The organism is Asanoa sp. WMMD1127 (assembly GCF_029626225.1).
In the GTDB taxonomy this organism is placed as follows: domain Bacteria; phylum Actinomycetota; class Actinomycetes; order Mycobacteriales; family Micromonosporaceae; genus Asanoa.
Genome location: NZ_JARUBP010000001.1, coordinates 7,048,400 through 7,074,263 on the forward strand (window position 1 = coordinate 7,048,400; position 25,864 = coordinate 7,074,263).

26 protein-coding genes and 2 pseudogenes are annotated in these 25,864 nt (G+C 71.7%); 11 read left to right on the plus strand and 17 right to left on the minus strand.

Annotation, left to right across the window (positions count from 1 at the left end; genetic code table 11):
- Window positions 1–130 precede the first annotated feature (130 nt).
- The 3 genes and pseudogenes from zwf to pgl all read left to right on the plus strand — a co-directional run bounded on the left by zwf (window position 131) and on the right by pgl (window position 3,554).
- Window positions 131–1,645 carry a glucose-6-phosphate dehydrogenase gene (zwf, locus tag O7635_RS33705; RefSeq protein WP_278084533.1) on the plus strand — a complete coding sequence of 505 codons (1,515 nt, stop codon included), beginning with the start codon at window positions 131–133 and terminating at the stop codon, window positions 1,643–1,645.
- A pseudogene (locus O7635_RS33710) lies at window positions 1,642–2,595 on the plus strand (glucose-6-phosphate dehydrogenase assembly protein OpcA); the annotation flags it as partial. The gene zwf and the pseudogene O7635_RS33710, both read left to right, overlap by 4 nt.
- A gap of 185 nt (window positions 2,596–2,780) precedes the next feature.
- Complete coding sequence (pgl, locus tag O7635_RS33715) at window positions 2,781–3,554, plus strand: 6-phosphogluconolactonase (RefSeq protein ID WP_278084534.1); 774 nt, start codon at window positions 2,781–2,783, stop codon at window positions 3,552–3,554.
- A 343-nt stretch (window positions 3,555–3,897) separates the two neighbouring features.
- Here the strand turns inward: pgl and O7635_RS33720 are convergent, their stop codons facing one another.
- The 11 genes from O7635_RS33720 to O7635_RS33770 form a co-directional block, all read right to left on the minus strand.
- On the minus strand, window positions 3,898–4,242 hold the full coding sequence (locus tag O7635_RS33720; RefSeq protein WP_278084535.1) for an RNA polymerase-binding protein RbpA: 345 nt from the start codon (window positions 4,240–4,242) through the stop codon (window positions 3,898–3,900).
- A gap of 146 nt (window positions 4,243–4,388) precedes the next feature.
- Window positions 4,389–4,643: a preprotein translocase subunit SecG gene (gene secG / locus O7635_RS33725; protein WP_278084536.1), complete on the minus strand. Its 255-nt coding sequence runs from the start codon at window positions 4,641–4,643 to the stop codon at window positions 4,389–4,391.
- Window positions 4,644–4,727: 84 nt separating this feature from the next.
- Entirely contained in the window at window positions 4,728–5,519 is a 792-nt protein-coding gene (tpiA, locus tag O7635_RS33730; protein ID WP_278084537.1) for a triose-phosphate isomerase, read from the minus strand.
- Window positions 5,519–6,715: a phosphoglycerate kinase gene (locus O7635_RS33735; RefSeq protein WP_278084538.1), complete on the minus strand. Its 1,197-nt coding sequence runs from the start codon at window positions 6,713–6,715 to the stop codon at window positions 5,519–5,521. The genes tpiA and O7635_RS33735 overlap by 1 nt, the downstream gene beginning before the upstream one ends.
- A gap of 5 nt (window positions 6,716–6,720) precedes the next feature.
- Window positions 6,721–7,725, minus strand: coding sequence for a type I glyceraldehyde-3-phosphate dehydrogenase (gap, locus tag O7635_RS33740; RefSeq protein ID WP_278085641.1), 1,005 nt, complete (start codon window positions 7,723–7,725; stop codon window positions 6,721–6,723).
- Window positions 7,726–7,871: 146 nt separating this feature from the next.
- Window positions 7,872–8,852, minus strand: coding sequence for a DNA-binding protein WhiA (gene whiA, locus O7635_RS33745; RefSeq protein WP_089253797.1), 981 nt, complete (start codon window positions 8,850–8,852; stop codon window positions 7,872–7,874).
- A 58-nt stretch (window positions 8,853–8,910) separates the two neighbouring features.
- The gene (gene yvcK, locus O7635_RS33750) at window positions 8,911–9,864 is read right to left on the minus strand and encodes a uridine diphosphate-N-acetylglucosamine-binding protein YvcK (RefSeq protein ID WP_278084539.1); all 954 of its coding nucleotides are present in this window, start codon (window positions 9,862–9,864) and stop codon (window positions 8,911–8,913) included.
- A complete protein-coding gene (gene rapZ, locus O7635_RS33755) occupies window positions 9,864–10,757 on the minus strand; it encodes an RNase adapter RapZ (RefSeq protein WP_278084540.1) in 894 nt (297 codons plus the stop codon). The genes yvcK and rapZ overlap by 1 nt, the downstream gene beginning before the upstream one ends.
- Window positions 10,758–10,768: 11 nt before the next feature.
- Window positions 10,769–12,805 (minus strand): excinuclease ABC subunit UvrC, encoded by a 2,037-nt coding sequence (uvrC, locus tag O7635_RS33760; RefSeq protein ID WP_278084541.1) that lies wholly within the window; start codon window positions 12,803–12,805, stop codon window positions 10,769–10,771.
- A gap of 94 nt (window positions 12,806–12,899) precedes the next feature.
- A complete protein-coding gene (locus O7635_RS33765) occupies window positions 12,900–13,367 on the minus strand; it encodes a Rieske (2Fe-2S) protein (RefSeq protein WP_278084542.1) in 468 nt (155 codons plus the stop codon).
- 180 nt (window positions 13,368–13,547) lie between these two features.
- Window positions 13,548–14,045, minus strand: a complete 498-nt coding sequence (locus tag O7635_RS33770) for a topology modulation protein (RefSeq protein WP_278084543.1) — start codon at window positions 14,043–14,045, stop codon at window positions 13,548–13,550.
- On the opposite strand from O7635_RS33770, the gene O7635_RS33775 reads away from it, so the two are divergent.
- Window positions 14,035–14,505, plus strand: a complete 471-nt coding sequence (locus O7635_RS33775) for a DUF6745 domain-containing protein (protein WP_347405319.1) — start codon at window positions 14,035–14,037, stop codon at window positions 14,503–14,505. The two genes, O7635_RS33770 and O7635_RS33775, sit on opposite strands and share 11 nt — an antisense overlap.
- Window positions 14,506–14,870: 365 nt before the next feature.
- Complete coding sequence (locus tag O7635_RS33780; protein WP_278084545.1) at window positions 14,871–15,221, plus strand: hypothetical protein; 351 nt, start codon at window positions 14,871–14,873, stop codon at window positions 15,219–15,221.
- Window positions 15,222–15,238: 17 nt separating this feature from the next.
- On the opposite strand, the gene O7635_RS33785 is transcribed toward O7635_RS33780, so the two are convergent.
- Window positions 15,239–15,628, minus strand: a complete 390-nt coding sequence (locus O7635_RS33785) for a RidA family protein (RefSeq protein WP_278084546.1) — start codon at window positions 15,626–15,628, stop codon at window positions 15,239–15,241.
- Between the two features lie 66 nt (window positions 15,629–15,694).
- On the opposite strand from O7635_RS33785, the gene O7635_RS33790 reads away from it, so the two are divergent.
- The 3 genes and pseudogenes from O7635_RS33790 to bla all read left to right on the plus strand — a co-directional run bounded on the left by O7635_RS33790 (window position 15,695) and on the right by bla (window position 17,686).
- On the plus strand, window positions 15,695–16,291 hold the full coding sequence (locus tag O7635_RS33790) for a CGNR zinc finger domain-containing protein (RefSeq protein ID WP_278084547.1): 597 nt from the start codon (window positions 15,695–15,697) through the stop codon (window positions 16,289–16,291).
- Window positions 16,292–16,511: 220 nt separating this feature from the next.
- A pseudogene (locus tag O7635_RS33795) lies at window positions 16,512–16,706 on the plus strand (MaoC family dehydratase N-terminal domain-containing protein); the annotation flags it as partial.
- Window positions 16,707–16,771: 65 nt separating this feature from the next.
- Window positions 16,772–17,686 (plus strand): class A beta-lactamase, encoded by a 915-nt coding sequence (gene bla, locus O7635_RS33800; protein ID WP_278084548.1) that lies wholly within the window; start codon window positions 16,772–16,774, stop codon window positions 17,684–17,686.
- Here bla and O7635_RS33805 read toward each other — a convergent pair.
- Together O7635_RS33805 and O7635_RS33810 are read right to left on the minus strand one after the other, a co-directional pair.
- Window positions 17,675–18,079 (minus strand): SRPBCC family protein, encoded by a 405-nt coding sequence (locus O7635_RS33805; RefSeq protein ID WP_278084549.1) that lies wholly within the window; start codon window positions 18,077–18,079, stop codon window positions 17,675–17,677. The genes bla and O7635_RS33805 overlap by 12 nt on opposite strands.
- Before the next feature lie 55 nt (window positions 18,080–18,134).
- Window positions 18,135–19,451 (minus strand): NAD(P)/FAD-dependent oxidoreductase, encoded by a 1,317-nt coding sequence (locus O7635_RS33810; protein ID WP_278084550.1) that lies wholly within the window; start codon window positions 19,449–19,451, stop codon window positions 18,135–18,137.
- A gap of 132 nt (window positions 19,452–19,583) precedes the next feature.
- Between O7635_RS33810 and O7635_RS33815 the strand changes: the two genes are divergently transcribed.
- Window positions 19,584–19,889 carry a hypothetical protein gene (locus O7635_RS33815; RefSeq protein ID WP_278084551.1) on the plus strand — a complete coding sequence of 102 codons (306 nt, stop codon included), beginning with the start codon at window positions 19,584–19,586 and terminating at the stop codon, window positions 19,887–19,889.
- The gene (locus O7635_RS33820; RefSeq protein ID WP_278084552.1) at window positions 19,883–20,161 is read left to right on the plus strand and encodes a hypothetical protein; all 279 of its coding nucleotides are present in this window, start codon (window positions 19,883–19,885) and stop codon (window positions 20,159–20,161) included. The genes O7635_RS33815 and O7635_RS33820 overlap by 7 nt, the downstream gene beginning before the upstream one ends.
- On the opposite strand, the gene O7635_RS33825 is transcribed toward O7635_RS33820, so the two are convergent.
- The 3 genes from O7635_RS33825 to O7635_RS33835 form a co-directional block, all read right to left on the minus strand.
- Window positions 20,158–21,033, minus strand: coding sequence for an endonuclease/exonuclease/phosphatase family protein (locus O7635_RS33825; protein ID WP_278084553.1), 876 nt, complete (start codon window positions 21,031–21,033; stop codon window positions 20,158–20,160). The two genes, O7635_RS33820 and O7635_RS33825, sit on opposite strands and share 4 nt — an antisense overlap.
- An 86-nt stretch (window positions 21,034–21,119) precedes the next feature.
- The gene (locus tag O7635_RS33830; RefSeq protein WP_278084554.1) at window positions 21,120–22,181 is read right to left on the minus strand and encodes a hypothetical protein; all 1,062 of its coding nucleotides are present in this window, start codon (window positions 22,179–22,181) and stop codon (window positions 21,120–21,122) included.
- 34 nt (window positions 22,182–22,215) lie between these two features.
- The gene (locus O7635_RS33835) at window positions 22,216–25,140 is read right to left on the minus strand and encodes an EAL domain-containing protein (RefSeq protein ID WP_278084555.1); all 2,925 of its coding nucleotides are present in this window, start codon (window positions 25,138–25,140) and stop codon (window positions 22,216–22,218) included.
- Between the two features lie 120 nt (window positions 25,141–25,260).
- Here O7635_RS33835 and O7635_RS33840 point away from each other — a divergent pair, with 120 nt between their 5' ends.
- A complete protein-coding gene (locus O7635_RS33840) occupies window positions 25,261–25,845 on the plus strand; it encodes a TetR/AcrR family transcriptional regulator (RefSeq protein ID WP_278084556.1) in 585 nt (194 codons plus the stop codon).
- Window positions 25,846–25,864 lie beyond the last annotated feature (19 nt).

A 25,864-nucleotide genomic window follows, 5' to 3' on the forward strand; every position in this document is an offset into this window, starting at 1 on the left:
GAGAACCCGATGGTGGGGGTGCCGCTACCGAAGCCTGGACGTTCGGTCGGCACGGAGAACCCGAGGTGGTGGGAGTGCCATTTCCGATGCCTGGACCTCCGGTCGGCATGGAGAACCCGAGGTGGTTTGAGTGAACCCGCTCCGCGATCCGCAAGATCGCCGGTTGCCGAGGATCCCGGAGCCCTGTGCTCTGGTGATCTTCGGCGTCACCGGCGACCTGTCGCGCAAGAAGCTGTTGCCGGCCATCTACGACCTGGCCAACCGAGGGCTGCTGCCACCGGGCTTCGTCGTGCTCGGCTTCGCCCGGCGCGACTGGGGCGACGGCGACTTCGAGGACCTCGCGATGAGCGCGGCCAAGAAGGGTGCCCGCACCCCCTGGCGCGAGGAGGTGTGGGCCCGGCTCGCCGGCAACATCAAGTTCGTGCCGGGCGCGTTCGACGACGACGAGGCGTTCGACCAGCTCGCGTCCACACTGGACGAGCTGCGCGACACGCACGGCATCGCCGGCAACGCCGCGTTCTACTTCGCGATCCCGCCACCGGCGTTCCCGATCGTGCTCAAGCAGCTCGCTCGCACCGGCATGGCCGACAACCGCAAGGCCGGCGGCTGGCGGCGGGTCGTCGTGGAGAAGCCGTTCGGCAACGACCTGTCCTCCGCGATGGCGCTCAACGGCCTGGTCGACGACGTGTTCACCCGCAGCGACGTGTTCCGCATCGACCACTACCTGGGCAAGGAGACGGTCCAGAACATCCTGGCTCTCCGGTTCGCCAACAACCTGTTCGAGCCGCTGTGGAACAGCAAATATGTCGACTCGGTGCAGATCACGATGGCCGAGGACGTGGGCATCGGCACCCGGGCCGGCTTCTACGACGCGGCCGGCGCGGCCCGCGACGTGCTGCAGAACCACCTGCTCCAGCTGCTGTCGCTGACCGCGATGGAGGAGCCGACCAGCTTCGACGCCGCCGAGATCAGCACCGAGAAGCTCAAGGTGCTGCGGGCCATCACGATCCCGCAGGACATCCGCGGCGAGACGGTCCGGGGGCAGTACCTCCCGGGCTGGGTCGGCGGCGAGCGGGCGGTCGGCTACCTCGAGGAGAAGGACGTGCCGTCCGACTCCACCACCGAGACGTACGTCGCGGTCAAGCTCGGCGTGCAGAACCGGCGGTGGGCCGGCGTGCCGTTCTATCTGCGCTGTGGCAAGCGGCTGCCGCGGCGGGTCACCGAGCTGGCGATCATCTTCAAGAAGGCGCCACACCTGCCCTTCAACCCGTACGACATCGAGATGTTGGGCGCCAACCAGCTGGTCATCCGGGTGCAGCCGGACGAGGGCGTGGTGCTCAAGTTCGGCTCCAAGGTGCCCGGCACCACGATGGAGGTCCGCGACATCGCGATGGACTTCGAATACGGGGCCGCGTTCACCGAGTCCAGCCCGGAGGCCTACGAGCGGCTCGTGCTGGACGTGCTCGTGGGCGACCGCACGCTGTTCCCCGACGCGGCCGAGGTGGAGCAGAGCTGGCGGGTCATCGACCCGCTGGAGGAGGCCTGGGCCGGCACGTCGCCCGAGCCCTACCGGGCCGGCGAGTGGGGGCCGCACGCGGCCGACGAGCTGCTGCGCCGCGACGGCCGGCACTGGAGGCGAGCATGATCGGGCTCTGGGACACCACCGGCAACGAGGTGGTCAAGGCGCTGGCCACCGAGCGCCGGTCGGCCGGCGGCGTGGCCAGCGGGATGGCGCTGACGCTGATCGTGGTCGTCGACGAGAAGCGCGTACGCGAAGCCGAGGCGGCCGCCACCATCGCGTCGTCGATGCACCCGTGCCGGCTGCTGATCGTGGTGCGGGCCGACGTCGAGCGACCCAGCAACCGGCTCGACGCCGAGGTGGTCGTCGGCGGCCGGCTCGGCCCGTGCGAGGCCGTCGTGATGCGGATGTACGGCCGGCTCGCGCTGCACGCCGAGTCCGTCGTCATGCCGCTGCTGGTGCCGGACGTCCCGGTCGTCACCTGGTGGCACGGCGAGCCGCCGGAGAAGATCGCCAACGACTTCCTCGGCGTGGTCGCCGACCGCCGGATCACCGACGTCTCGCAGACCGAGGACCCGGTGGCCGCCCTGCGCCAGCGGGCCAAGGACTACGCGCCCGGCGACACCGACCTCGCGTGGACCCGGATCACCCCGTGGCGCACGCTGGTCGCCTCGGCGTTCGACACGACCGAGGACCACATCGTCGGCGCCACCATCGAGGCGTCCGGGCACGACCCGACGGCCGCGCTGATGGCCGGTTGGCTGGCGGCCCGGCTCGACGTCAACCCGCGGCTGGAGTCTGACGAGGCGCACCGGATCATGCATTCGATCTCGTTGGTCGCCGCCAACAACGACCAGCTCAAGCTGGTACGCGAGACCGACATGGCGACGTTCAGCCGCACCAACCAGCTCGACCGGCAGCTGCCGCTGGTCCGTCGCCCGCTCGGCGAGGAGCTGGCCGAGGAGCTGCGCCGGCTCGACCCCGACCAGGTCTACGCGGCGGCGCTGAGCGCGATGTCCGGCGAGACCGGTCTCGACAACCGGCCGGCCCACCGGGTGCACGTCTGGAAGGACCCGGTGACCGCCGGCAACGCGCCCGGCCTCGGCCCCGGGATCGTCGGCGGCGGCCCGCCCACCCAGGCGGAGGACATGCCGCCGCGCACCGGCGACCGGGTCCGCCCGGCGTCGGCCGGCGCGGGCACGGCCCAGGGCTCGGCGCCCACCACCCCGTCGGGCTCCGGCTCCGGCTCGGGTGCGGCCTCGTGAGCGAGACCACCGTCATCGTCCACTCCGACCCGGACGTGCTGGCCCACGCGGTGGCCGCCCGCCTGGTCGTCACCCTGATCGACGCCCAGGCCGAACGCGGCGCCGCGTCGTGGGTGCTCACCGGCGGCCGCATCGCCGGGGCGGTCCACCGGGCGGTCCGCGACTTCCCGGCCAGCGACACCGTCGACTGGAACCGGGTCGACTTCTGGTGGGGCGACGAGCGGTTCCTGCCCGCCGGCCACCCGGACCGCAACGAGACCCAGGCCCGCGAGCAGCTGCTCGACGCGCTGCGGGTGCCGGCCGAACGGGTGCACGCGATGCCCCCGTCGGACGGCCCGGACGGCAACGACCCGGAGGCGGCGGCGGCCCGCTACGCGCAGGAACTGGCCCGCGCGGCGCGCCCGGGGACGGCCCCGCTCCCCCACTTCGACGTGCTGATGCTCGGCGTCGGCGAGGACGGCCACGTGGCGTCGGTGTTCCCGGAGCACCCGGTGGCCTACGAGACCCGGCCGGTGAGCGCGGTCCGCGGCAGCCCGAAGCCACCACCGGTCCGCACGACCCTGACCCTGCCGACGATCAACACGGCCGACCAGGTGTGGCTGGTGGCCGCGGGTCCGGACAAGGCAGGCGCGGTCGGCATGGCCCTGACGGGCGCGGGACCGGTGCAGCTGCCGGCGGCGGGGGTGCACGGCGTCAACCGCACGATCTGGCACCTCGACAGCGCCGCCGCGACCCAGGTCCGCCGCACCTTCCGCAGCGTCCGCACCTGACGAGCGAACACCGCCCGGCGACCCGACGGCCGCAGGGCGGCAGGCGGGCCTCCGCACTCTGCCGCCTCGCGACCCGCACACGCGGGCAGGCGGGCCGCCCCCGCCGCACGCTGCCGCCTCGCGATCCGCACACGCGGGCAGGCGGGCCGTCGCCGCCGCCGCACGCTGCCGCCTCGCGACCCGCATCAGGCGGCAGGGGGCTCGTTGCGAGGCGGGACGTCAGCGACGCGGATCGGGGCCTGACGCGGCGTCCCTGAAAGGGCCGCTATCACGCTTTGACCAGTGTCGATCACGGACAGTGATCAATGGGTGCGCGATGGAAGGCGGGACCGGCCCGGGGGGCCTAGTTTTCGCCGCGGCGTTGGCGGAGGTTGGCGAGCGCCTCCGCGAGGATGGCGGCGCCGTCGGCGTCGGTGCGCCGTTCCTTCACGTAGGCCAGGTGCGTCTTGTAGGGCTCGCTGCGCGGCTTGCCGGGCGGGTTGGTGGCATCGAGGCCCGCGGGCTGTCCGCAGCGCGGGCAGTCCCAGGTCACCGGCGGGGACACCTCGGCCGCCAGGGAGATCTCGATGGTGTGGTCGTTGGCGCACCAATAGGTCACCGAGCGCCGGGGTGCGGGCTCGCACCGCTCGGTGGGGCGGATCGGGCCGGAGCCGACCCGGGTGCCTCGGATTGCGCTGCCGCTGGGCACGGTATGTCGCTCCTGTCGTCGTGCGGGGTCTCGGCCGCGGGGGAAAGCGCGGCGTCGCGACGCGGTGAAGCGGGATGGAAAGCAGTACGCGGCCCGGACAAGTCCGGACCGCGTAGGAGTTTACGACTGTTTCGCCGCCATGGGGGTCAGCTGGTCACCGCGAGTTTCAGCCAGAGGCCCAGACCCACGATGCACGCGAACCACACGATGCCCACCAGGATGGTGTAGCGGTCGAGGTTTTTCTCCGCCACCGACGAGCCGGCGAGGTTGGTGCTGACGCCGCCGCCGAACATGCTCGACAGGCCGCCACCCTTGCCGCGGTGCAGCAGGACCAGCATCGTCAGCAGCACGCTCGTGATGATCAGCAACACGATCAACGTGTAGGCGAATGCGATCGGCATGGTGGTGGTCTGTCCTCTCGGGTGGGCGCGACTCAGCAAGGATAGCGGCCGGATCCGCGCACTGCGGACCCGGCCACCGGTGCCTTACTTCTTGATGTGCTCCGGGAACCGGACGATCTGCACGAACTCGTCGGCGTCGATGCTCGCGCCACCGACGAGCGCGCCGTCGACGTCCGGCTGGGCCATGATCGCGGCCACGTTGTTGGCCTTGACGGAGCCGCCGTACAGGATGCGGGTGGTGTCGGCCGTCTCGGCGTCGAACCGCTCCGCCAGCCGGGCCCGCAGCACGCCGCAGACCTCCTGGGCGTCGTCGGGCGTCGCCGTCTTGCCGGTGCCGATCGCCCAGACCGGCTCGTACGCGATGACGACCTTGCGCACCTGCTCGGCCTTGAGCCCGTCGAGGCCGGCGTCGAGCTGTGCGACGCAGTGCGCCACGTGCTCCCCCGCCTCGCGGACCTCGAGCCCCTCGCCGATGCAGAAGATCGGCGTGAGCTCGTTGGCCAGCGCCGCCTGCACCTTGGTGTTGACCACCGCGTCGTCCTCGTGGTGGTACTGCCGGCGCTCCGAGTGGCCGACCACGACGTAGGAGCAGCCGAGCTTGGTCAGCATCGCGGCGGAGATGTCGCCCGTGTAGGCGCCACCCTTGTGCGGCGAGAGGTCCTGCGCGCCGTACCCGATGAGCAGCTTGTCGCCGTCGACCAGGGTCTGCACGCTGCGCAGGTCGGTGAACGGCGGCAGGACCACCGTCTCGACGTCGCTGAGCTGCTGCTCGTTGAGGCTGAAGGCCAGCTTCTGCACGAGCGCGATGGCCTCGAGGTGGTTGAGGTTCATCTTCCAGTTGCCGGCCATCAGCGGCCGGCGGGACTGCGCCGCCATCAGTTCTCCAGTGCCGCGATGCCGGGAAGGCGCTTGCCCTCGAGGTATTCCAGCGAGGCGCCCCCGCCGGTGGAGATGTGGCCGAAGGCGGTCTCGTCGAGGCCGAGGGCGCGGACGGCCGCGGCGGAGTCGCCACCGCCGACCACGGTCAGGCCGTCGACCTTCATGATCGCCTCGGCGACGCCCCGGGTGCCGGCCGCGAACGGCGCCAGCTCGAACACGCCCATCGGGCCGTTCCAGAACACGGTGCGGGCGTCGGCGAGCGCGCCGGCGAAGGCCGCCACGCTGGCCGGGCCGATGTCGAGCCCGAGCCGGTCGGCCGGGATCGCGTCGGCCGCCACGACCTCGTGGTCGGCGTCGGCCGAGAACTCGGTCGCGGCCACCACGTCGGTCGGCAGCAGGATCTTGTCGCCGCCCCGGGCCAGCAGGTCACGGCAGGTGTCGAGCATGTCCTCCTCGAGGAGCGACCTGCCGATCTCGTGACCCTGGGCCTTGAGGAAGGTGAAGCACATGCCGCCGCCGACCAGGAGCTTGTCGACCTTGGGCAGCAGCGCCTCGATGACGGCGAGCTTGTCGGAGACCTTGGCGCCGCCGAGGACGACCGCGTACGGCCGCTCGGGGCTCTCGGTCAGCCTGGCCAGCACCTCGACCTCGCGCAGCACGAGGCCACCGGCGAAATGCGGCAGCCGGGCCGGCACGTCGAAGACACTGGCGTGCTTGCGGTGCACGGCGCCGAACGCGTCGTCGACGTACGCCTCGGCGAACGCGGCGAGCTGGTCGGCGAACGCGCCCCGTTCGGCGTCGTCCTTGCTGGTCTCGCCGGCGTTGAAGCGCAGGTTCTCCAGCAGCAGCACCTGACCGTCGCCGAGTGCCTCGACCGCGGCCCGGGCCGACTCGCCGACGGTGTCCTCGGCGAAGAGCACCGGGTTGCCGAGCAGCTCGCCGAACCGCTCGGCCACCGGGCCGAGCGTGTATTTCGGGTCGGGCGCGCCCTTGGGGCGACCCAGATGGGACATCACGATCACGGCGGCGCCGGCGTCACGCAGCGCCTCGATGGTCGGGAGGACCGCCCGGATGCGCCCGTCGTCGGCGATCACTCCGGCCTTGTCCTTCTCGAAGGGGACGTTCAGGTCGGCGCGCACGAGCACGCGCCGACCCGCGACTCCCTCCGCGAGGAGATCGTCAAGCGTCTTCATGATGGTCAGAGCGAGGCCCCGACGAGCTTGACCAGGTCGACCAGGCGGTTCGAGTAGCCCCACTCGTTGTCGTACCAGCCGACGACCTTGACCTGGTTGCCGAGCACCTTGGTCAGGCCCGAGTCGAAGATGCACGACGACGGGTCGGTGACGATGTCGGTCGAGACGATCTCGTCCTCGGTGTAGGTCAGGTAGCCGTTGAGCGCGCCGGCGGCGGCTTCCTTCATCGCGTTGTTGACCTCTTCGACCGAGGTGTCGCGACCCACGGTGACGGTCAGGTCGGTGGCCGAGCCGGTCGGGATCGGGACGCGCAGCGCGTAGCCGTCGAGCTTGCCCTTGAGCTCCGGGAGCACCAGGCCGATCGCCTTGGCGGCGCCGGTGGAGGTCGGCACGATGTTGAGCGCCGCGGCGCGGGCCCGGCGGAGGTCCTTGTGCGGGCCGTCCTGCAGGTTCTGGTCCTGCGTGTAGGCGTGGATGGTGGTCATCAGGCCACGCTCGATGGTGAACGTGTCGTGCAGCACCTTGGCCATCGGAGCGAGGCAGTTGGTGGTGCAGGAGGCGTTCGAGATGATCGTGTGCTTGGCCGGGTCGTACTGGTCGTCGTTGACGCCCAGGACGATCGTCACGTCCTCGTGCTTCGCCGGCGCCGAGATGATGACCTTCTTGGCCCCGCCGTCGACGTGGGCGCGCGCCTTGGTGGCGTCGGTGAACAGGCCGGTCGACTCGATCACGACGTCGGCACCCAGGTCGCCCCAGGGCAGCTTGCCCGGGTCGCGCTCGGCGAACACCTTGAACGTCTGGCCGCCGACCGAGATCTCGTCGGAGGTCGCCTTCACCTCCTGCGGCAGCCGGCCCAGGATCGAGTCGTACTTGAGCAGGTGGGCGAGGGTGGCGTTGTCGGTGAGGTCGTTGGCGCCGACCAGCTGGACGTCCGCCCCGGAGGCGAGGACGGCCCGGAAGAAGTTGCGGCCGATGCGGCCGAACCCGTTGATGCCAACCCGGATGGTCACAGGTTTCATCTCCTCGATGATGTGAGCAGCCGGCCGCCGCGGACTCGCCGCGTACGCCGGCCGGTGTTAGAACCGGTTGCCGGCCCCGTCGCCGTACCTCACGACCCTATCTGAGGCCACCCTTGACCGGCGCGTCAGGTGGTGCCTCAGACCACCAGCATGTCGGGCGTCACAGCGGCTTCCGTGTCCGGAATGCCCAGATCGCGGGCCCGCTTGTCGGCCAGCGCCAGCAACCGGCGGATCCGGCCGGCGATCGCGTCCTTGGTCAGCGGCGGGTCGGCCAGGGCGCCGAGCTCCTCCAGCGAGGCCTGCCGGTGGTCGAGGCGCAGCTTGCCGGCCGAGGTGAGGTGGTTGGGCGCGTCGTCGGCGAGGATCTCCAACGCCCGGGTGACCCGGGCCGCGGCCGCCACCGCCGCCCGCGCCGAGCGGCGCAGGTTGGCGTCGTCGAAGTTGGCGAGCCGGTTGGCGGTCGCCCGCACCTCGCGCCGCACCCGGCGCTCCTCCCAGGCCAGCACGCTGCTGTGCGCGCCGATCCGGGTGAGCAGCGCGGAGATCGCGTCGCCGTCCTTGACCACCACGCGGTCGACGCCGCGGACCTCGCGGGCCTTGGCGGTGATGCCGATCCGCCGGGCCGCGCCGACCAGCGCCAGCGCCGACTCGGGGCCCGGGCAGGTGATCTCCAGGGCGGAGCTGCGGCCGGGCTCGGTCAATGAGCCGTGCGCCATGAACGCGCCCCGCCAGGCGGCGACCGAGCAGCAGACGTTGCCGGAGACCACGTGCTGCGGCAGGCCGCGGACCGGCCGGCCGCGGACGTCGAGCAGGCCGGTCTGGCGGGCCAGGATCTCACCGTCCTTGACCACCCGGACGATGTAGTGGCTGGCCTTGCGCAGCCCGCCGGAGGCGAGCACGTGGATCTCGCTCGGGTAGCCGTAGACCTCGGCGATCTCCCGGCGCAGCCGGCGCGCCACCGCGCCGGTGTCGAGCTCGGCTTCGACCACCACCCGGCCCGAGACGATGTGCAGGCCACCCGCGAAGCGCAGCAACGCGGCCATCTCGGCCCGCCGACAACACGGCTTGGGCACGTCGACCCGGCTCAGCTCGTCCTTGACCGCGGCGGTCATCGCCATAACTTTTCGTCACCTCGCGTGCCGGTCTCCGGCCCGAAGCCGGTGGGTTCTCACGTGCTTAACGACTGGCGCCCAGGACAGGCACCAGGGCCGCCCCGAGCGCCGCAGGATCATGCTTCGGGCTCCCGTCCGCAGCGGCCACCGGGGCGAGCACCAGCCGCGCACCCAGCGATTCTGCCGCACGACGGACGGGTTCGGGGTCACCGACGGCGGCGCCGTCGGCGAGAACCGTGTCAACTTTCAGTTCGGGGAGGTACCACCGCAGGGCGGCCAGGTGATCAGCAGCCGACAGGCCCCACGTCTCGGGCTCGGCCGCCAGGTTGAGCGTCACCAGCCGCCGGGCCGGGCTCGCCACGATCGCGGCGGCCAGCTCGGGCACCAGCAGGTGCGGGATCACGCTCGTGTACCAGCTGCCCGGCCCGAAGATCAACCAGTCGGCCGCCTCGACCGCCGCGACCGCCTCCGGGCAGGCCGGCGGGTCGGCCGGGGTGAGCCGGACGGCCTCCACGTGGCCCGGCGCGACCGCCACGGCGTGCTGCCCGACGACAGTGAGCAGCGTGTCGGGCCGGCGCGGGTCGGCGCCCCGGACGTCGGCCTCGATGCCGACCGGTTTGACCGCCATCGGCAGGACCCGCCCCGCCGCGTCGACCATCCGGGCCGCGTGATCCAAAGCGGACACCGGGTCCCCGAGCTGTTCCATCAGCCCGACGAGTACCAGATTTCCGACAGTGTGGCCGTCGAGCGGGCTGTGGTCGCGACCGTCGGGCGCGAACCGGTGCTGGAAGAGCTGCGCCGTGCGCCGCGTCTCGGCGCGGTCGGCGGCCAGCGCGGCGATGGCCTGGCGCAGGTCGCCGGGTGGCAGCGCGGCCCGCTCGGCCCGCAGCCGGCCGCTGGACCCGCCGTCGTCGGCGACCGTCACCACGGCGGTGATGTCGAGGTCCTCGCCGCAGCCCCGCAGCGCGCGCAGCGAGGCGGACAGACCGTGGCCGCCTCCGAAGGCGACGACCCGCATCACTCGCGCCCCAGGTCGCGGTGCTGGGCCGAGGCGGAGACGCGGGACTCGCGCAGCCGGGTGGCCAGCTCCTCGGCGATGGCGACGCTGCGGTGCTTTCCGCCGGTGCAGCCCACGGCGACGGTCAGGTAGCGCTTGCCCTCGCGCTCGAAGCCGGGCGCGGTGCCGACGACCAGCCGGGCGTACGTGTCGACGAACGGGACGGCGCCGTGCTGGCCCAGCACGTAGTCGCTGACCGGCTCGTCGCGGCCCGTCAGGTCGCGCAGCTCGGGGACCCAGAACGGGTTGGGCAGGAAGCGCGCGTCGAGCACGAAGTCGGCGTCGGGCGGCAGGCCGTACTTGAAGCCGAAGCTGAGCACCGTGACCTTGAGCCGGCGTGCGTCCTCGCCGCCGAACATCTCCTCGACCCGGCGGCGGAGCTGGTTGACGTTGAGGTGGCTGGTGTCGATGATCACGTCGGCCTGGTCGCGGGCCTCCTGGAGCAGCTTGCGCTCGGCCTCGATGCCGTCGGCCAGCCGGCCGTCGCCCTGCAGCGGGTGCGACCGCCGGACGCTCTCGAACCGCCGGATGAGCACGTCGTCGTCGGCGTCGAGGAAGACCACGTGCGGGTGGAAGCCCCGCTCGCGCAGCGCGTGCACGGCGCCGGTCAGGTCGGCCGAGAACGCCCGGCTGCGCACGTCGAGCACCATCGCGGTGCGGCGGGCCGGGTCGCCGGCCTTGAAGGCCAGCTCGGCCATCTCGAGCATCAGCGTCTGCGGGAGGTTGTCGACGACGTAGAAGCCGACGTTCTCCAGGGCGCGCGCGACCGTGCTGCGGCCGCCACCCGAGACGCCCGTGACGATCACGAGCGTGGTGTCGGACCGGTCCAGCTCGTCAGTCTGCCGCTCACCCACGACGCGAAATCCTAGGCATCGCGGGAAACATCGGACCCATCGCCCTCTTCCGTCGTCGTCGTGGGCGCTGCGGCCGGGGCCGGCTCCGCTGGAGCCGGCGCCGCTTCCGCCGGGGCCGGTGCCGGCCCTGGCTCCCCACCGAGGGCCGCCTTGATCGCCTCGGCGGTGCGGCGGCCGACGCCCGGCACGGAGGCGATCTCCTCGACCGAGGCGGCGGTGAGCCGCTTGACCGAGCCGAAGTGCCGCAACAGCACCTTGCGCCGGATCTCGCCCAGCCCGGGGATCCCGTCGAGCTGCGAGGCGGTCATCCGCTTGGAACGGCGCTGCCGGTGGAACGTGATGGCGAAGCGGTGCGCCTCGTCGCGTACCCGTTGCAGCAGGTAGAGGCCCTCCGACGTGCGCGGCATGATCACCGGGAACTGGTCGTCGGGGACCCAGACCTCTTCGAGCCGCTTGGCCAGGCCGCACAGCGCGATGTCGTCGATGCCGAGGTCGCGCAGCACCGTGGCGGCGGCCCGCACCTGTGGCTCGCCGCCGTCGACCACGACGAGCTGCGGCGGGTACGCGAACCTGCGCGGCCGACCGGTCGTCGGGTCGATCCCGGGCCGGTCGGGATCGATCTCCATCTCGTCGCCGAGCTCGCCGGTCTCGGCGCGGGCGTCGAGGTAGCGGGCGAACCGGCGGCGCAGCACCTCGGAGATGGCGGACAGGTCGTCGGTCGCGCCCTTGATGATGAAGCGGCGATATTCACTCTTGCGGGCGAGGCCGTCCTCGAAGACGACCATGCTGGCCACCACGTCGCTGCCCTGGATCTGCGAGATGTCGTAGCACTCGATGCGCAGCGGCGCGGTCTCCATGCCGAGCGCCTCGGCGATCTCCTCGAGGGCCTGGCTGCGGCTGGTCAGGTCGGCCGAGCGCTTCAGCTTGTGCCGGGCCAGCGCCTCCTGCGCGTTGCGGGCCACCGTCTCCAGCAACGCCTTCTTGTCACCCCGCTGCGGGACCCGCATGGTGACCCGGCTCCCCCGGTGCTGGCCGAGCCAGTCGGTGAGCGCGTCGACGTCGGTCGGGACGGCCGGCACCAGCAGCTCGCGGGGCACGTCGCTCTCGCCCTGCTCCCCGCCGTAGACCTGCGAGCAGAAGTGGTGCACCAGGTCGCCGGTGGTCAGGTCCTCGGTCTTCTCCACGACCCAGCCCCGCTGGCCGCGCACCCGGCCGTCGCGCACGTGGAAGACCTGGACCGCCGCCTCCAGCGGGTCTTCGGCGAAGGCGACCACGTCGGCGTCGGTGCCGTCGCCGAACACGACGGTCTGCTTCTCCATCGCGCGGCGCAGGGCGGCCAGGTCGTCGCGGAGCCGGGCGGCCCGCTCGAACTCGAGCTGTTCGCTGGCCGCCAGCATCTCCCGCTCGAGCCGGCGGATCAGGGTGTCGGTCTTGCCGGCCATGAAGTCGACGAAGTCCTCGACGATCTGCCGGTGCTCGGCCGCGCTGACCGAGCCGACGCACGGCGCCGAGCACTTGCCGATGTAGCCGAGGAGGCACGGCCGGCCGATCTGGCCCGCCCGCTTGAAGACACCTTTGGAGCAGGTGCGCGCCGGGAAGACGCGCAGCAGCAGGTCGAGCGTCTCGCGGATCGCCCAGGCGTGCGAGTAGGGACCGAAGTAGCGGACGCCCTTGCGCTTGGCCCCGCGCATGACCTGGAGCCGCGGGAACTCCTCGTCGAGGGTCACGGCCAGATAGGGGTACGACTTGTCGTCGCGGTAACGGACGTTGAACCGCGGGTCGTACTCCTTGATCCAGGTGTATTCCTGCTGGAGCGCCTCGACCTCGGTGCCGACCGTGATCCAGTCGACGGAGGCGGCGGTCTGCACCATCTGGCGGGTGCGCTGGTGCAGCCCGAACGGATCGGCGAAATAGGAGTTGAGGCGGCTGCGCAGGCTCTTGGCCTTGCCGACGTAGATGACCCGGCCGGTCGCGTCGCGGAACCGATAGACACCCGGAAGGTCCGGAATCGAGCCCGGCGGGGGACGGTAGGACGACGGGTCAGCCACGGCGGCAAGCGTATCGCTCACCTCCGTCAAGATCGGTTGATCTTGGTGGCCGACCCGCCGTCCGGGTGGCTGTCGGGGTGGCTGTCGGGGTGGCTCAGGCCAGGACGATCTCGTCGCCCTTGACGGTGACCTCACGGGACGTGAGCGGCCGGGTCGCCGGTCCGTTGCGCGGCTCGCCGCTGTCCAGCGAGAACTTGCTGCCGTGACAGCTGCAGTTGATCGTGCCACCGTCGACGCTGGCGATCGGGCAGCCCTGGTGGGTGCAGACCGCCCGGAACCCGTGGAACTGACCCTCGGTCGGCTGGGTCACCACCATCTCGGTCGCGGGGAACAACGCGCCGCCGCCGACCGGCACGTCGCCCACCTTGCCGATGACCTCGCCACCCCCGCCGGTGTCGTCACCCGGCTCCTCGGCCGGCTCGGTCGGGTCGGCGTTGGTGCCGCCCGTGCCGGAGCCGCCCGAATCGTCGCTGCCACAGGCAGCCAGCACGGTCACGGCCCCCACCGCTCCCACACCGGCCAGCAGCGCGCGCCGGCTCGTCACCGTCTCCTCCGTATTCATCCGTTATGCCTCTCCTCGGCCGCACGGTCAGTTGAAGGTTCAATTCACCGTCAAGTCGTACGGACGGTAGCCGTTCCTGGTTCAGACCGCCCGCACGACCCTCCTCGTGGTGACGGCGCCGGCACGCTGGGCGCGTCGACGTTCCGACAGTGCAGAGCTGGATGACGTCGGTCAGCTGACCTACGTCACCCGCCGCACCTGCAGGAGAAATCGGTCGACCGCGCGCCGGCTGGTCAGGTGAACAACCTCCCGACCCCGGGCGGCCGCCAGGACGCGGGGCCGCACGGTGGCCCGGTAGCGGACGACGTAGCGGACGAAGGACCAGTTGACGCGGTCGAAGACCCCCGCGTCGCGGTGCTGGCCGCCGCGGTGGCGCCACCGCCGCCGCGCGATCCCCCAGAGACAGGTCGCGGCGGGCAGATCCAGAAAGATCAACGTGTCGGCGGCCGCGACGCGGATCGGCAACGTCGAGACGTAGTTGCCGTCGATGATCCAACGCTCGCCCCGCACGAGCTCGGCCTGCACAGCGGCGAACGCGTCCTGCGGCAACGGTTGCCAGGCCGAGTCGTAGTAGACGGCGTCGAGGTGGATCAGCGGCAGCCCGAGGACAGCGGCCAGCCGACGGGCGAGGACCGTCTTGCCCGACCCACCACAACCGACGACCACGATGCGCTCCATCGCTGCAGCCAAGCATGGCTTCCCATCGACAACGTGGTGCGGGTGTGCAGGCCGCGGGAGCGCCAGGAATATCACCCTGATGACGGGTCCCGCGCTCGCCTGGCGCGACGGCTGGGAGATCCACGCTTGGCGCGGCACCGCCGTCGAGCCGCGCATCCACGGACGCGGCGCGCAGGTCGGCTGGCTGAGCGAGCGCGCGGAAACCCGCGAGGTCCTCGCGCAGCGGCTGGGCTATGGCTGGCTGCTCCACCAGGCCGACGTCGGCGAAGCCCGCAGCCGCATCGCCGCCGACGAGCACGGCGAGCTCCGGCGCGTCGCGGAACCGCTAGGCGAGGACTTCGTGCTCCTGAAGGAACCGGACGGGTCCGTACGCCGGGTGCCGCCCGACCAGACCGTGCCGCGCGCCGCGGTCGCCTGGAGCCATGGCCTCGGTGGTGGGACGGAGTCCCGGCACCCGTGATCCGGACAGCTCTGTCAGCGGCCACTGTCCCCGGGAGCTCGGTCGTGGTGCTGACGAGCGAACATGCGAAGACATGTAGCTACGTGCTTCCGCATGTGCGGCGTCGGCAATAGTCCCGAACCGGCCCGGCAGTCGCGGTTAAGGTCCCGCACGAGTCGGGTGTTGGTGTGGCGTCGCCACCCGGCATGATCGACGTGGGGCGGATCGCTGCCGCTCGTTTCTGTAACGGTGTACCGGAGCTGTGGCCGCGGCGGCGGGCGACGGGGATACGGTCGGGGAGTCTGTCGGTGGCATTGGGGTGCGGCTGACTGGCCCAGCTCGACGCTGTGCGGCCAGTTGGTGGCCGACACCGAACGGCTTTGGAGGTGGACGCGGTGCTGTCGGAGCACGGCTCGCCCACGACCCGTCGCACTGTGCACGTGGGCTGCTCGGCGATTCGGTGGGTCGACGACGAGCCGCAGCCTGGGTGGGTGGAGGTTTCGATTCTCGATGCTGACGGTCGGGACCTGCGCTTTTTCGACAAGCCGCCCATCTTCGACGCCGACGGGGTTCTGACGCGCGAGACGGATTACCCGGTCCCGCTGACAGTGGAGTGCACCGTGCTCGCCGAGGACGTCGTGGACGGTCGAACCCTGCTCACCGTGCGGCTGACGGGTTGGGGCGGCGACGACGTCTGCCGGGTGCGCGCCGACCAGGTGGTGGATCCCGCCCGGTAGCGGGATCCCTCCCGACGTCAGACGACGGCGACCGCGTCGATCTCGACCAGGATGCCCGGGCCCAGGGCATCGACGACGTGGACCGTGATGGCCGGCGGTGGGTCCGCCCGGTTCCAGACCTGCTGGAACGCGGCCACGCCCTCGTCGAAGCTCTGGCCCGCGACCGTGGCGATCCGCCAGTGGACGATGTTGCTCAGGGTCGCGCCCTCGCTCTCGAGGATGGTCGCCAGGTTGCGGAACGCCTGCAGCGACTGCTCGCCGACCGTGGGGCCGACGACCTTGCCCTCGTTGTCGACGCCGTTCTGGCCGCCGATGTAGATCGTCTTCGTCGGTTGCTCGACCACCACCGCCTGGCTGAACGCCGGGCTGCGGTGCAGTCCTTCGGGGTTGATGTGCCGTACAGCCATGTTGTCTCCTCCTTCGGATGACACCGGTTATAGCGGTTACACCGTGAAACCCTTTATAGTGGTGTCATGCGACTCGGCGCAACCGGAAGGCGGCTCAACGACCCCAAAGGAGGGTCGTTCTGGTTCGACGCGGGCGCCGTGTGCCTCGACTTCGCCCACACCGGCGGCGAAGGGATCTACGCGGTGTTCGAGAGCCTCCACGAGCCGGCCGACCTGGGCGAATGGCTGGCCGCCCCGCCACTGTCCGTGGTGGTCACGAGCCCGGTCTCGGTCCGCGAGCTGAGCAGGGCCAAGGCCCTCCGCCAGGCGATCTGGGAGACGGCCCACGCCCGGGCCGCCGATCGCCCGCTCCCGACCGCGGCGATCGACACGATCAACCGGGCCGCGGCCGAGCCACCGCTACTACCGAAACTGACGGCCGACGGCACAGCCGCGCGCTGGGCCCCACCAATACGCGCCGGCCAGGCCCTCTCCACCCTCGCCCGCGAAATGATCGACCTGCTCTCCGGCCCACTCGCCACCCGCATCCGCGAATGCGCGAGCGACAACTGCCCGCTCGTCTTCGTCGACACATCCCGACCGGGCTCCCGCCGCTGGTGCGCGATGGAACGCTGCGGCAACCGCCACAAACTCCGCACCCACCGCGCCCGCCAAACCACCTGACCGCGCCACCACCCGCCCTGGTGCGCGATGGAACGCCGCGGCAGCCGCCACAAGCTCCGCACCCACCGCGCCCGCCAAACCACCTGACCGCGCCACCGTCCCACCGCCGGTAGGAACGCCACGGCAACCGCCACAACTCGGCGGGTGCGCGGGAGAGCGGAGTCTCGGCGACGACGGGACGCTGGCGGGGTTGGGTGGTCGGTGTGCCGGTAGGTGCGGGATCAGTGGCGGTTGCCGCGGCGTTCCGGACCGGCGCCTGGTCGGCCGCGAGAAGATCAGTGAGTTCGCGAAGGCGATCGGCGCCACCGACGCCGCCTACCACGACCCGGAGGCGGCCCGCGCCCTCGGCTACGCCGACGTGATCGTGCGACCGACGTTCCCGACCGTGGTCTCGTTCGCGTCCACGCGCGGTCTGGCGGCCGTGGTGCGTGGACCACCACCATGCACAGTCATTGAGCAACGGGTCCGTAGGCTCGACCGGTGCCGACCCACCGCCGGATCGCTGCCGCCCTGCTTGTGCTTGCCCTCGCCGGCTGCTCGGCCACCTCCCCGAGCCCGGGCCTTGACCCCGAACCGCACGGAAGCACCCCCGCCAGCACGACACCCGCCGTTTCGCGGCAGCCGGATTTCGGCGCGCTCGAGAAGGAGTTCGACGCCCGTCTGGGCGTCTACGCGATCGACACCGGCACAGGCCGGGCGATCGCGTACCGCGCCGACGAGCGGTTCGCCTACGCATCGACGTTCAAGGCGCTCGCCGCCGGCGCAGTGCTCGCCGCCACCACCACGGCCGAGCTGGACGAGCGGATCCGTTACACACGCGCGGACCTCGTGGCCCACTCCCCCGTCACCGAACGCCGCACCCGAACCGGCATGACGTTGCGCGCGCTTGCCGACGCCGCCGTCCGCTACAGCGACAACACCGCGGCCAACCTCCTGCTCGACCGTCTCGGCGGTCCCGCCGGTTTCGAACGCGCCCTGCGCGCCCTCGGCGACCGCGTCACCGACCCGGAACGCACCGAGACCGCCCTCAACGAGGCGGCCCCAGGTGACCGGCGCGACACGGGCACACCCAGGGCCCTGGCCAGCGACCTCCGGCAGTACACGCTCGGCCCGGCACTGTCGCAAGAGGACCGTGACCAGCTGACAAGCTGGCTCAAGGCCAACACGACCGGCGACACCCTCATCCGCGCCGGCGTCCCGCGAGGGTGGCAGGTCGGCGACAAGACCGGCGGGGGCGGCTACGGCACCCGCAACGACATCGCCGTCGTCTGGCCTCCCGACAGCGGCCCGATCGTGCTCGCCGTCCTTTCCAGCCGCGCCACCGAGGACGCGGCCTACGACGACAGGCTCATCGCCCGCGCGACCACGCTCGCGATCGACGCCCTACGTGGCTGACGACAAGGTCCGCCGAAGCACCTCGATGCCGCGGTCCATCAGCCGGCCCACCGGCACGGCGGCCGCGTGCGGCAGCACGTCCGCGATCCAGACGAACCGCGACCCACCGCCCGGCGCGGCGAACACCTGCGCCGAAGCGTTGTGATGGGTCAGGCCGAGCCCGCTCTCGGTCACCGTCCACACGAGACGCCGCGCCGCCGCGTCGCTGTCGACCAGCACCTCCCGGGCCACCGCCCCGTTGAAGAACGTCACGACCCGGTCCGGCCCGTCGAGCCGGCAGGCCACCACGAACCCGGGCACCAACCGCTCGTGCACGGCGCCGAAGTCGGCCAGCGCCGCCCAGACCTCGTCGACGGGCGCCGCGATCAGGACCTCTCTGCGTACGGATGCCATTCGTCAAGCCTGCCGACCACCGCGGCCGGCAGGCTTGACGATTCTTGCGGCCCGGTCATCTCGACGCGATCTCGTCACCGGTGACGAACGCGCGGCGCGGGTCCTGCACCGAGGCCAGTGACACGATGTCGCGGCCGAACACGACCGCGGTCAGCCAGACCGCCAGCACCCGGATCTTGCGCTCCCAGCTCGGCACCGCCAGCACGTGGTAGCCGCGATGCATCAGCCACGCCGGCAGTCCCTTGATCACGATGCGCCGGTACTGGAAGATCCCGCGACCCAGGCCCAGCGTCGCGACCGTACCCAGGCTGTGGTGCAGGTAGGGCTTGACCTTGCCGCCCCGGATGCTGGCCACGATGTTGGCCGCCAGCAGTTTGCCCTGCCGGACCGCGTGCTGGGCGTTCGGCACGGTCGCGGCGCCCGGCACGGCCAGGTCCGGCACGGCCGCGTCGTCGCCGGCGCCCCAGGCGTCGGGCACCGGTTCGGCATCGGTGCCCACCCGCAGGTCGGCCCGCACCATCAGCCGCCCCTGGGCGTCGATCGGCAGGTCGGTGTGGCTGCGCACCATCGGGTTGGCGGCGTTGCCGACCGTCCAGACGATCAGGTCGGAGTCGAACTCCTCGCCGTTGGAGAGCACCACGTGGCCGTCGACCGCCGACATCAGCTGGGCGTTGAGGTGCACCCGGGCGCCGCGCTTCTCCAGCGACCGCACGACCCACCGGCCCGGCTCGTCGGTGACCTCCGGCAGGATCCGGTCGCGCGCCTCCACCAGGTGGAAGCGCAGATCGGCCGGAGCGATCTCGGGGTACGCGCGGGTCAGCGCCGTCGCCAGCGACAGCAGCTCGCCGAACCCCTCGACGCCGGAGAACCCGCCGCCCACGAACGTCGCGGTCAACAGCCGGTCACGGAGCGCCCCGGGTGGCAGCGTCGACGCCCGGTCGAAGTTGGTCAGCAGCCGGTCGCGGATCGCCACGGCCTCCTCGACGTGCTTCATCCCGATCGCCTGCTCGGCCACGCCGGGAATGGCCAGCTTGCGGGTCACCGCGCCGGCCGTGACGGCGATGATGTCGTACGCCAGGTCGAACTCGGGGCCTTCGGTCGGCCGCACCGTGACCGTCTTGCGCGCGTGGTCGACCGCCACGACCGACCCCGAGATGATCTTCGTGCGGCGCAGGTGCCGGCGCTGCGACACGGCGGCGTGCCGGGCCTCGACGGATCCGGCGAGCACCTCGGGGAGGAACGGCTGGTAGGTCATGTAGGGCCGGGGGTCGACCAGCACGACCCGCGCCTCGTCGCGCCGGAGCTTCTTCTCCAGCTTCCAGGCCGTGTAGAAGCCGGCGTAGCCGCCGCCGACCACCAGAATGGTACGCACGCGGACCTCCTTGTCGTCACCAGCTGAGACCGGGCAGCCCACCGTTGTGTGACACGGCCCCGAGATGCGCAGGACATCGATCGTCGATAATGTATGGAGCGTTGTCGTCGATCTTCCCACGAAGGAGCATCGGTGCGTACCGTGATCGCCGTCGCCGCCGGGAGCGTGCTCGCGCTCGCCGCCGCGGCCCCCGCCCATGCCGACCCGGTGGTGCCCAGGCACGCCGTCAACGTCTGCCAGTCCGCGAGCTTCTACGCCAACTACGACTCGGCCGGCGGCCCCGTCGGCCTCAAGCGGGTTCTCGCCTACGGGAACAAGGTCGGCCACACGCCCGGCGCACACCCCGTCTACAACGGCTGGGCGGCCACCTTCGACTTCGGGCCCAACGACTGGGGCTACCTGCGGATCGAGTGCATCGGGGGCTACGACTCATGGTGAGGAGACTCGGCGCCGTGGTCCTCGCCGCGGCGGCCGCGGTCGCGTTGACCGCCGCGCCGGCCCGGGCCGACAACGGCACGATCGGCGTGCGGGAGACCGTCTGCGCCCAGGACCTGTTCGTCCGCACCACGCCCAACGGCGCCTGGATGGGCACCCTCTACCAGGGGCAGACCTTCCTGGTAGAGGGGCCACGCAGCGGCGGCTACGTCTACGGCTTCGCCTACGGCCACATCAACCGCCGCGGTTGGGTGCAGGACGGCTGGTTCTGCTAGGAGTCCATCGAGAAGGTGGCGACGACGCCGTTGTGGTCGGAGTTCGTCCCCGTCACGATGTCGTAGCCGGTCATCCACATGACCTGGTACGCCGGCAGCCGCTTCCAGAAGTAGACGTAGTCGATGTGCCGGTTGCCGTGCGTCCCGGCGCCCTTCTCGCCGTAGAGGTTGTAGGTGGAGCGCAGGTTCGGCAGCTCGTTGGCCTCGAAGACCTGCCACGGGAACTTCGCATAGCCGTACGCCCGGTCCGCGCTGAAGTCGATGTTGAGGTCACCGCTGACGATCACCTGACCCTCGGCCTGCTTGGCCACCGCCAAATCCTTGATGGCCTGGAACTGCTGCTCGGCACACCGGGTGCGCGGCAGGTCCTGCGGCCGGCCGTTGTCCTCGATGCTGGCGTTGGCGTGCGCGTTGATCTGGATGACGTTGCGCCCACTCGCCTTGTGCCGGTACTTGACCCAGTTGTTGTAACGGGCCGGCGGCACCTCACCGGGGCCGTTGGTGTCGCACACGAAGTCGGAGCCCTGGTCGAGCACGTCGAACGTGCTCTTGCGGGCGATCAGCGCCTCACCGGCCTGGTTGGTGCCGCCCGGCGCGTACCACCACCACCCGTTGGCAGCCGCCCAGCTCTCCAGCGCCGCTTTGCGGTTGCCGACCTCGTTGAGCCCGACCAGGTCCGCCTTCGACGCGACCAGGTTGAGGTCCTGGAGAAACTGGGCCTGTGTGAGTCCATAGTAGATGTTGAGCGTGGCGGCCTTGAACGTCACCGTGGCCGCCGCGGCCGGCGCCGCGGGCAACAGACCGGCCACCACCGCGACCACGCCGGCGCAGGCGGCCGCCGCCCGCGCCGTCCATCGGGTCGATTGCGTCATGGAGATCCCTTCGTCCGACAACGCGATCATGTCTATCGACCAGGATCGACGGATCGACCAACGATCGGCAACCGGGAGCCGACGGGTCAGTGGCGGAAGAGGCGGACGCCGGTGCGGGTGAGGGTGATGCCGTGTGCGGCCGCGCGGGCGGCGACCTCGGCGGCGCGGACGGAGTCGCCCGGCTCCGCGATGTGCCGCACGCCGTGCCGGGCCGCCTCGTCGACGTTGTCCGCGAACGGCAGCGCGCCGTCCGACACGAACGCGACGCCGTCCAGCCCGCGCAGCCAGTCGGCCCGCTCCACCGCGGACAGCGCGGCCGTGGCCCGGATCTGGCGCGCGACCACCTCCTGGACCCGCCCGCCCTCGGCCAACCCGGACAGGGCGGGATGGCGCCGCAGCCACCAGGTGTCGACCTTGGCGCCGGCCAGCCGCGTGCAGTCGACCCGGGACTGCTGGCCCGCGCCGACGCCCAGGGCCATGCCACCGCGGACGTACGCGACCGAGTTCGACTGGGTGTGCCGGGCGATGACGAGCCCGAGCCGCAGGTCCTCGACGGCGGCGTCCGGCAGCGCCGGGTCGGTCACCGTCAGCGGCGCCTCGTCGCGCGGTTGGGTCAGCCGCAGGCCGTACACCTCGCGGGTCTCGACCGGTGGCGGCACGAAGCCGGGGTCGGCCTCGACGACCAGGAACCGGCCGCCCTTCTTCGCCGACAGGGTAGCGACGACCCCCGGCGCGTAGCCGGGCGCCACGATGCCGTCGGAGACCACCCGCCGGAGCAGGTCGGCGAGCTCCGCGTCGACCGGCTCCGACACCGCGACGAAGTCGCCGTAGGAGCTCTTGGGATCGGCATCCCGGGCCCGGACGTACGCGCGGGTCAGTGGCCCGGTCGCGGCCGGGTCCAGCCCGTACGTGTTGGCCTGCACCGCGTCGATCGGTCCGGCGACCGCCGCGCCGGCCGGCGAGACGTGCTTGAACGAGGCCGCCGCGGGCCGGCCCAGCGCGCGGACCAGTTCCCAGCCCGCGGCGGCGTCGAGAACGTTGATGTAGGACGGTTCGCCGTGCACGAACCGGAACGGCGACCGGTCGGGGTCGATCGCGGTGAGGGCGGCGGGTCGCTGGTGGGGGTTCATGCCGTAGCGCAGGTTCACGCAGCGGCAGCATACGCCTGACCGCCGGAGGGGATCAGGCCCGCAGCTGCTTGGTGACGTCCTCGGGCGGCATCGGGCGGCCGAACAGGAACCCCTGGCCGTAGCCGCAACCGCTGGTGGCCACGGCCAGCGACTCGTCGGTGGTCTCGATGCCCTCGGCCACCACGCTCAGGTTGAGGATGCGGGTGAGATCGACGATGCCGCGGACGAGTTGCTGGCGCTTGTCCGACGTCACGATCGAGCTGATGAACGAGCGGTCCAGCTTCACGATGTCGAGCGGGATGTCGATGAGGTGGCTCAACGCCGAGTAGCCCGTGCCGAAGTCGTCGACGGCGACCCGGATGCCGGCCCGGCGCAGCCGCATCAGGTCGTCCCAGACGACACCGCCCTCGCGCAGGAACGTGCTCTCCGTGATCTCGACGACCACGCGGTCGGCGGGCATGCCGTGCGCCGTCAGCTTGGCGCGCAACAGGTCGACGAAGCCGGGCTTGACGAGCTGGTGGCCGGAGACGTTCACCGCGAGATAGGGCGCCGGTCGCCCGTTGGCGCCCCAGCCGCTGGCGAACCGGAACGCGGTGTCGAGGACGAACTCACCCATCCGGTGTACGAGCCCCGACTCCTCCGCCACCTCGATGAACTGCGCCGGCGACACGAGCCCGCGGTGCGGATGCCGCCACCGCACCAGCGCCTCGTAGCCGACGATGGCCTGGTCGGTCAGCGTGACGATCGGCTGGTATTCCAGGTGCAGCTCGTTGCCGCGCAGCGCCCGGTCGAGCGCCGTCCGCAGCTCCATCCGCGCCGCCAGCGAGTCGTGCATGGACTGGTGGAACCGGCGCCACTGGCCCTTCCCGGCGCTCTTCGCCGCGTAGAGCGCGATGTCGGCGTCCCGGAGCAGGTCGACCCCGGTCGCGGCGTCGTCGGTGGTGGCCAGCCCGAGGCTGGCCGCGCAGAGGACCTCCTGGCCGTCGACCGGGATCGGCCGGGCGAGCGACTGCACCAGCTGGTCGGCGGCCAGCCCCAGCTCCGACTCGTTGGTGTCGCCGCCCACGAGCACGGCGAACTCGTCGCCGCCGATCCGGGCCGACATGCATTCCAGCCCGGGCCGCATCGCGGTGGTGAAGTCACCGAGCCGCTGGCCGACCACGCGGAGGATGGCGTCGCCGATGTTGTGGCCGTACCCGTCGTTGATCATCTTGAGGTCGTCGAGGTCGAGGAAGAAGACCGCGCCGAGCTCGCCGGCGCCGCGCACCCGGCGCACGAGCGACTCCAGCCGCTCGCTGAACGGCAGGCGCTTGCTCAGCCCGGTCAGCGGGTCGTAGTGCGCCTGCCGGGTGAGCTCGCGCTCGAGCGAGCGCTGCGCGGTGACGTTGCGCAACGTCAGCACGAGCCCGCCGATCGACGGCTCTTCCCGCAGGTCCCGACAGGTCGCCGCGAGGTGGGACACCTGGCCGTCGGGCGCCGGGATCGTCCAGTCGTGCCGGGCCCGCACCTCCACGTCGGCGGCCCCGGCGCAGGCCCGCTCGCAGAGGTCGAGGGCGTCGGCCCGGTCCTCGGGCGCGAGCAGGTCGGTGACCTCGACGGCCGGCGCGACCCCGCCGCCGAAGACGCCGAACGACGACGGGCTGGCGTACCGGATGACGGTGTCCTCGTCGACGATCATGATCACGTCGGTGGTGTTCTGCACGAGCGTGCGGAAGTAGCTCTCGCTCGCGTACTTGATCACCGACTCGTTGAGCTGGATCCGCTCCAGGGCCACCGTCGCCTGCCGCGCGAGTGATGCCAGCGGCGCACGCACCCGCTTGAGGCGGTCGGGGTCGCCACTGATCGAGACGGCCACCCGCGCGTCGTCCTCGCCGCCCCGGACCAGCACGACCCCGTCCGTCGACGTCAGGTCCGGCACGTCCTCCCCGACCGTCACCTGGACCGGCTCGCCCACGAAGTCACCGGCGGCCCGCTGCGTCGCGGCGGTCACGTCCTCCTCGTCGTGCGCGTCGGCGAGGTCGGCCGTCGCCCGCCGCGCGATCCGCTCCCGGGCGACCTGCCGCCGCAGCTGGTAGGTCACGTCGAAGAGCCGGAACAGGGCGAGCGCGAGGATCACGGTCGACACGGCGGCGAGCACGGGACGCACCCAGTTCGGCGAGTCGAGCGCGCTGGTCCGCAGCAGGGCGGACGGCAGCAGGGCGAGGAGGGCGACCAGGCCCAGCCGGACCCGGGGATCGCGGTCCGCCTCCTTGACCTTCGCGGCGCCGTCGAACGCGCGCATCGAGGGCACCAGGGCGGCCGCGCCGACGGCGACGAAGAACCACAGCCAGGCCAGCACGATCGGGCTCTGGGCCAGCCACTCGCCGCGGATGCGACCAAGGCGGAAGAGCACGTCGTAGGCGACCAGGCCGACCGGACCCGAGGCGAGCAGGGCCAGCGACGGGTGCCATCTGCTGATCGTCATGAGGTGCACGGTGACGGCGATGAACAGCACGTCCCGGGCGACGTAGCCGATCCGCGCGGCGGCCCAGATGCCGCTGACGTCGTTGTGGGTCGCATAGGGAACGCCGACGAGGATGCCGAACAGCAGCCCCGCACCCAACAGGATGATCAGGGTGTCCACGACCACGGTCACCGTGCGCAGGCCGGTCGGCCGGGCCAGGCCGAGTATGCCGACCACGAAGAACGCCACCATCGCGAGATGGATCAACCAGACGATCCATGTCTGCGGTTTCTCGCCGAGCTGGCCGGGGAGCGTGTCGTAGACGACCCGGGCGAGCGCGTTGAGGAACACCGCGACGGCCAGCGCCTGCCACGAGCGCCGCCGGCGCGGCCGATAGTGCCGGACGCCCGCGAGGATGGCGCCCGTCGACGTCACGCCGATCACGGCGACCGCGGCGGTCATCAGCCCGACGGCGTAGGGCACGGCCGCCAGGCACAGGCCGCCGTAGAGAACCGCGGACCGCCGGCCCCACATCTGGCCAGTCTCTCTCGCGACGGCGGCCCTGTGATCATCCGCACTAAACAAAACGACTATTTCGTTTGTACGCTGGAGGCCAGTCAAACGAAGCAGTCATTCTGTTTGGAGGCGGTGGCCGTGCCGAAGCTGACCGACGCCCGCAAGGAGCTGCGGCGGGAGCAGATCGTGGGAGCGGCGCGGCGGTGCTTCGTCCGCACCGGGCTGGAGCGCACCTCGGTCGCCGACATCACCGCGGAGTCCGGGCTGTCGGCCGGCTCGATCTACGCCCACTTCGGCGGCAAGGCGGAGATCATCCAGGCCGTCGTCCAGGAAGTGCTCGACCGGCGGGCCGCGACCGTGATCGCGTACGCCGCCGGCCCCCGGCCGCCGAGCCCGGCGGAGGTGATCGCGCACCTGGCCGGCGCGCTCGAGACCGACGAGGCGACCGTCGCGCTGCAGGCCTGGGGCGAGGCCACCACCGACCCGGCCATCCGCGACATCGTGACCGCCACGATCGCCCGCATGCGGGACCTGTTCCGGGTCAGCTGCGAGGCCTGGCTGATCCAGGTCAAGGGCGTCGCGCCCGCCGAGGCCGGCCCGCGCGCGACCCGGCTGGCCGGCCATCTGCTCGGCGCCTATCAGGCGCTGCTTCTGCGGCGGGCCTTCGGGGACCGGCCCGAGGACCATGACGCGATCGTCGAGCTGGTCGACGCGCTGAGCTGACCACATTGGAGGAAGCACA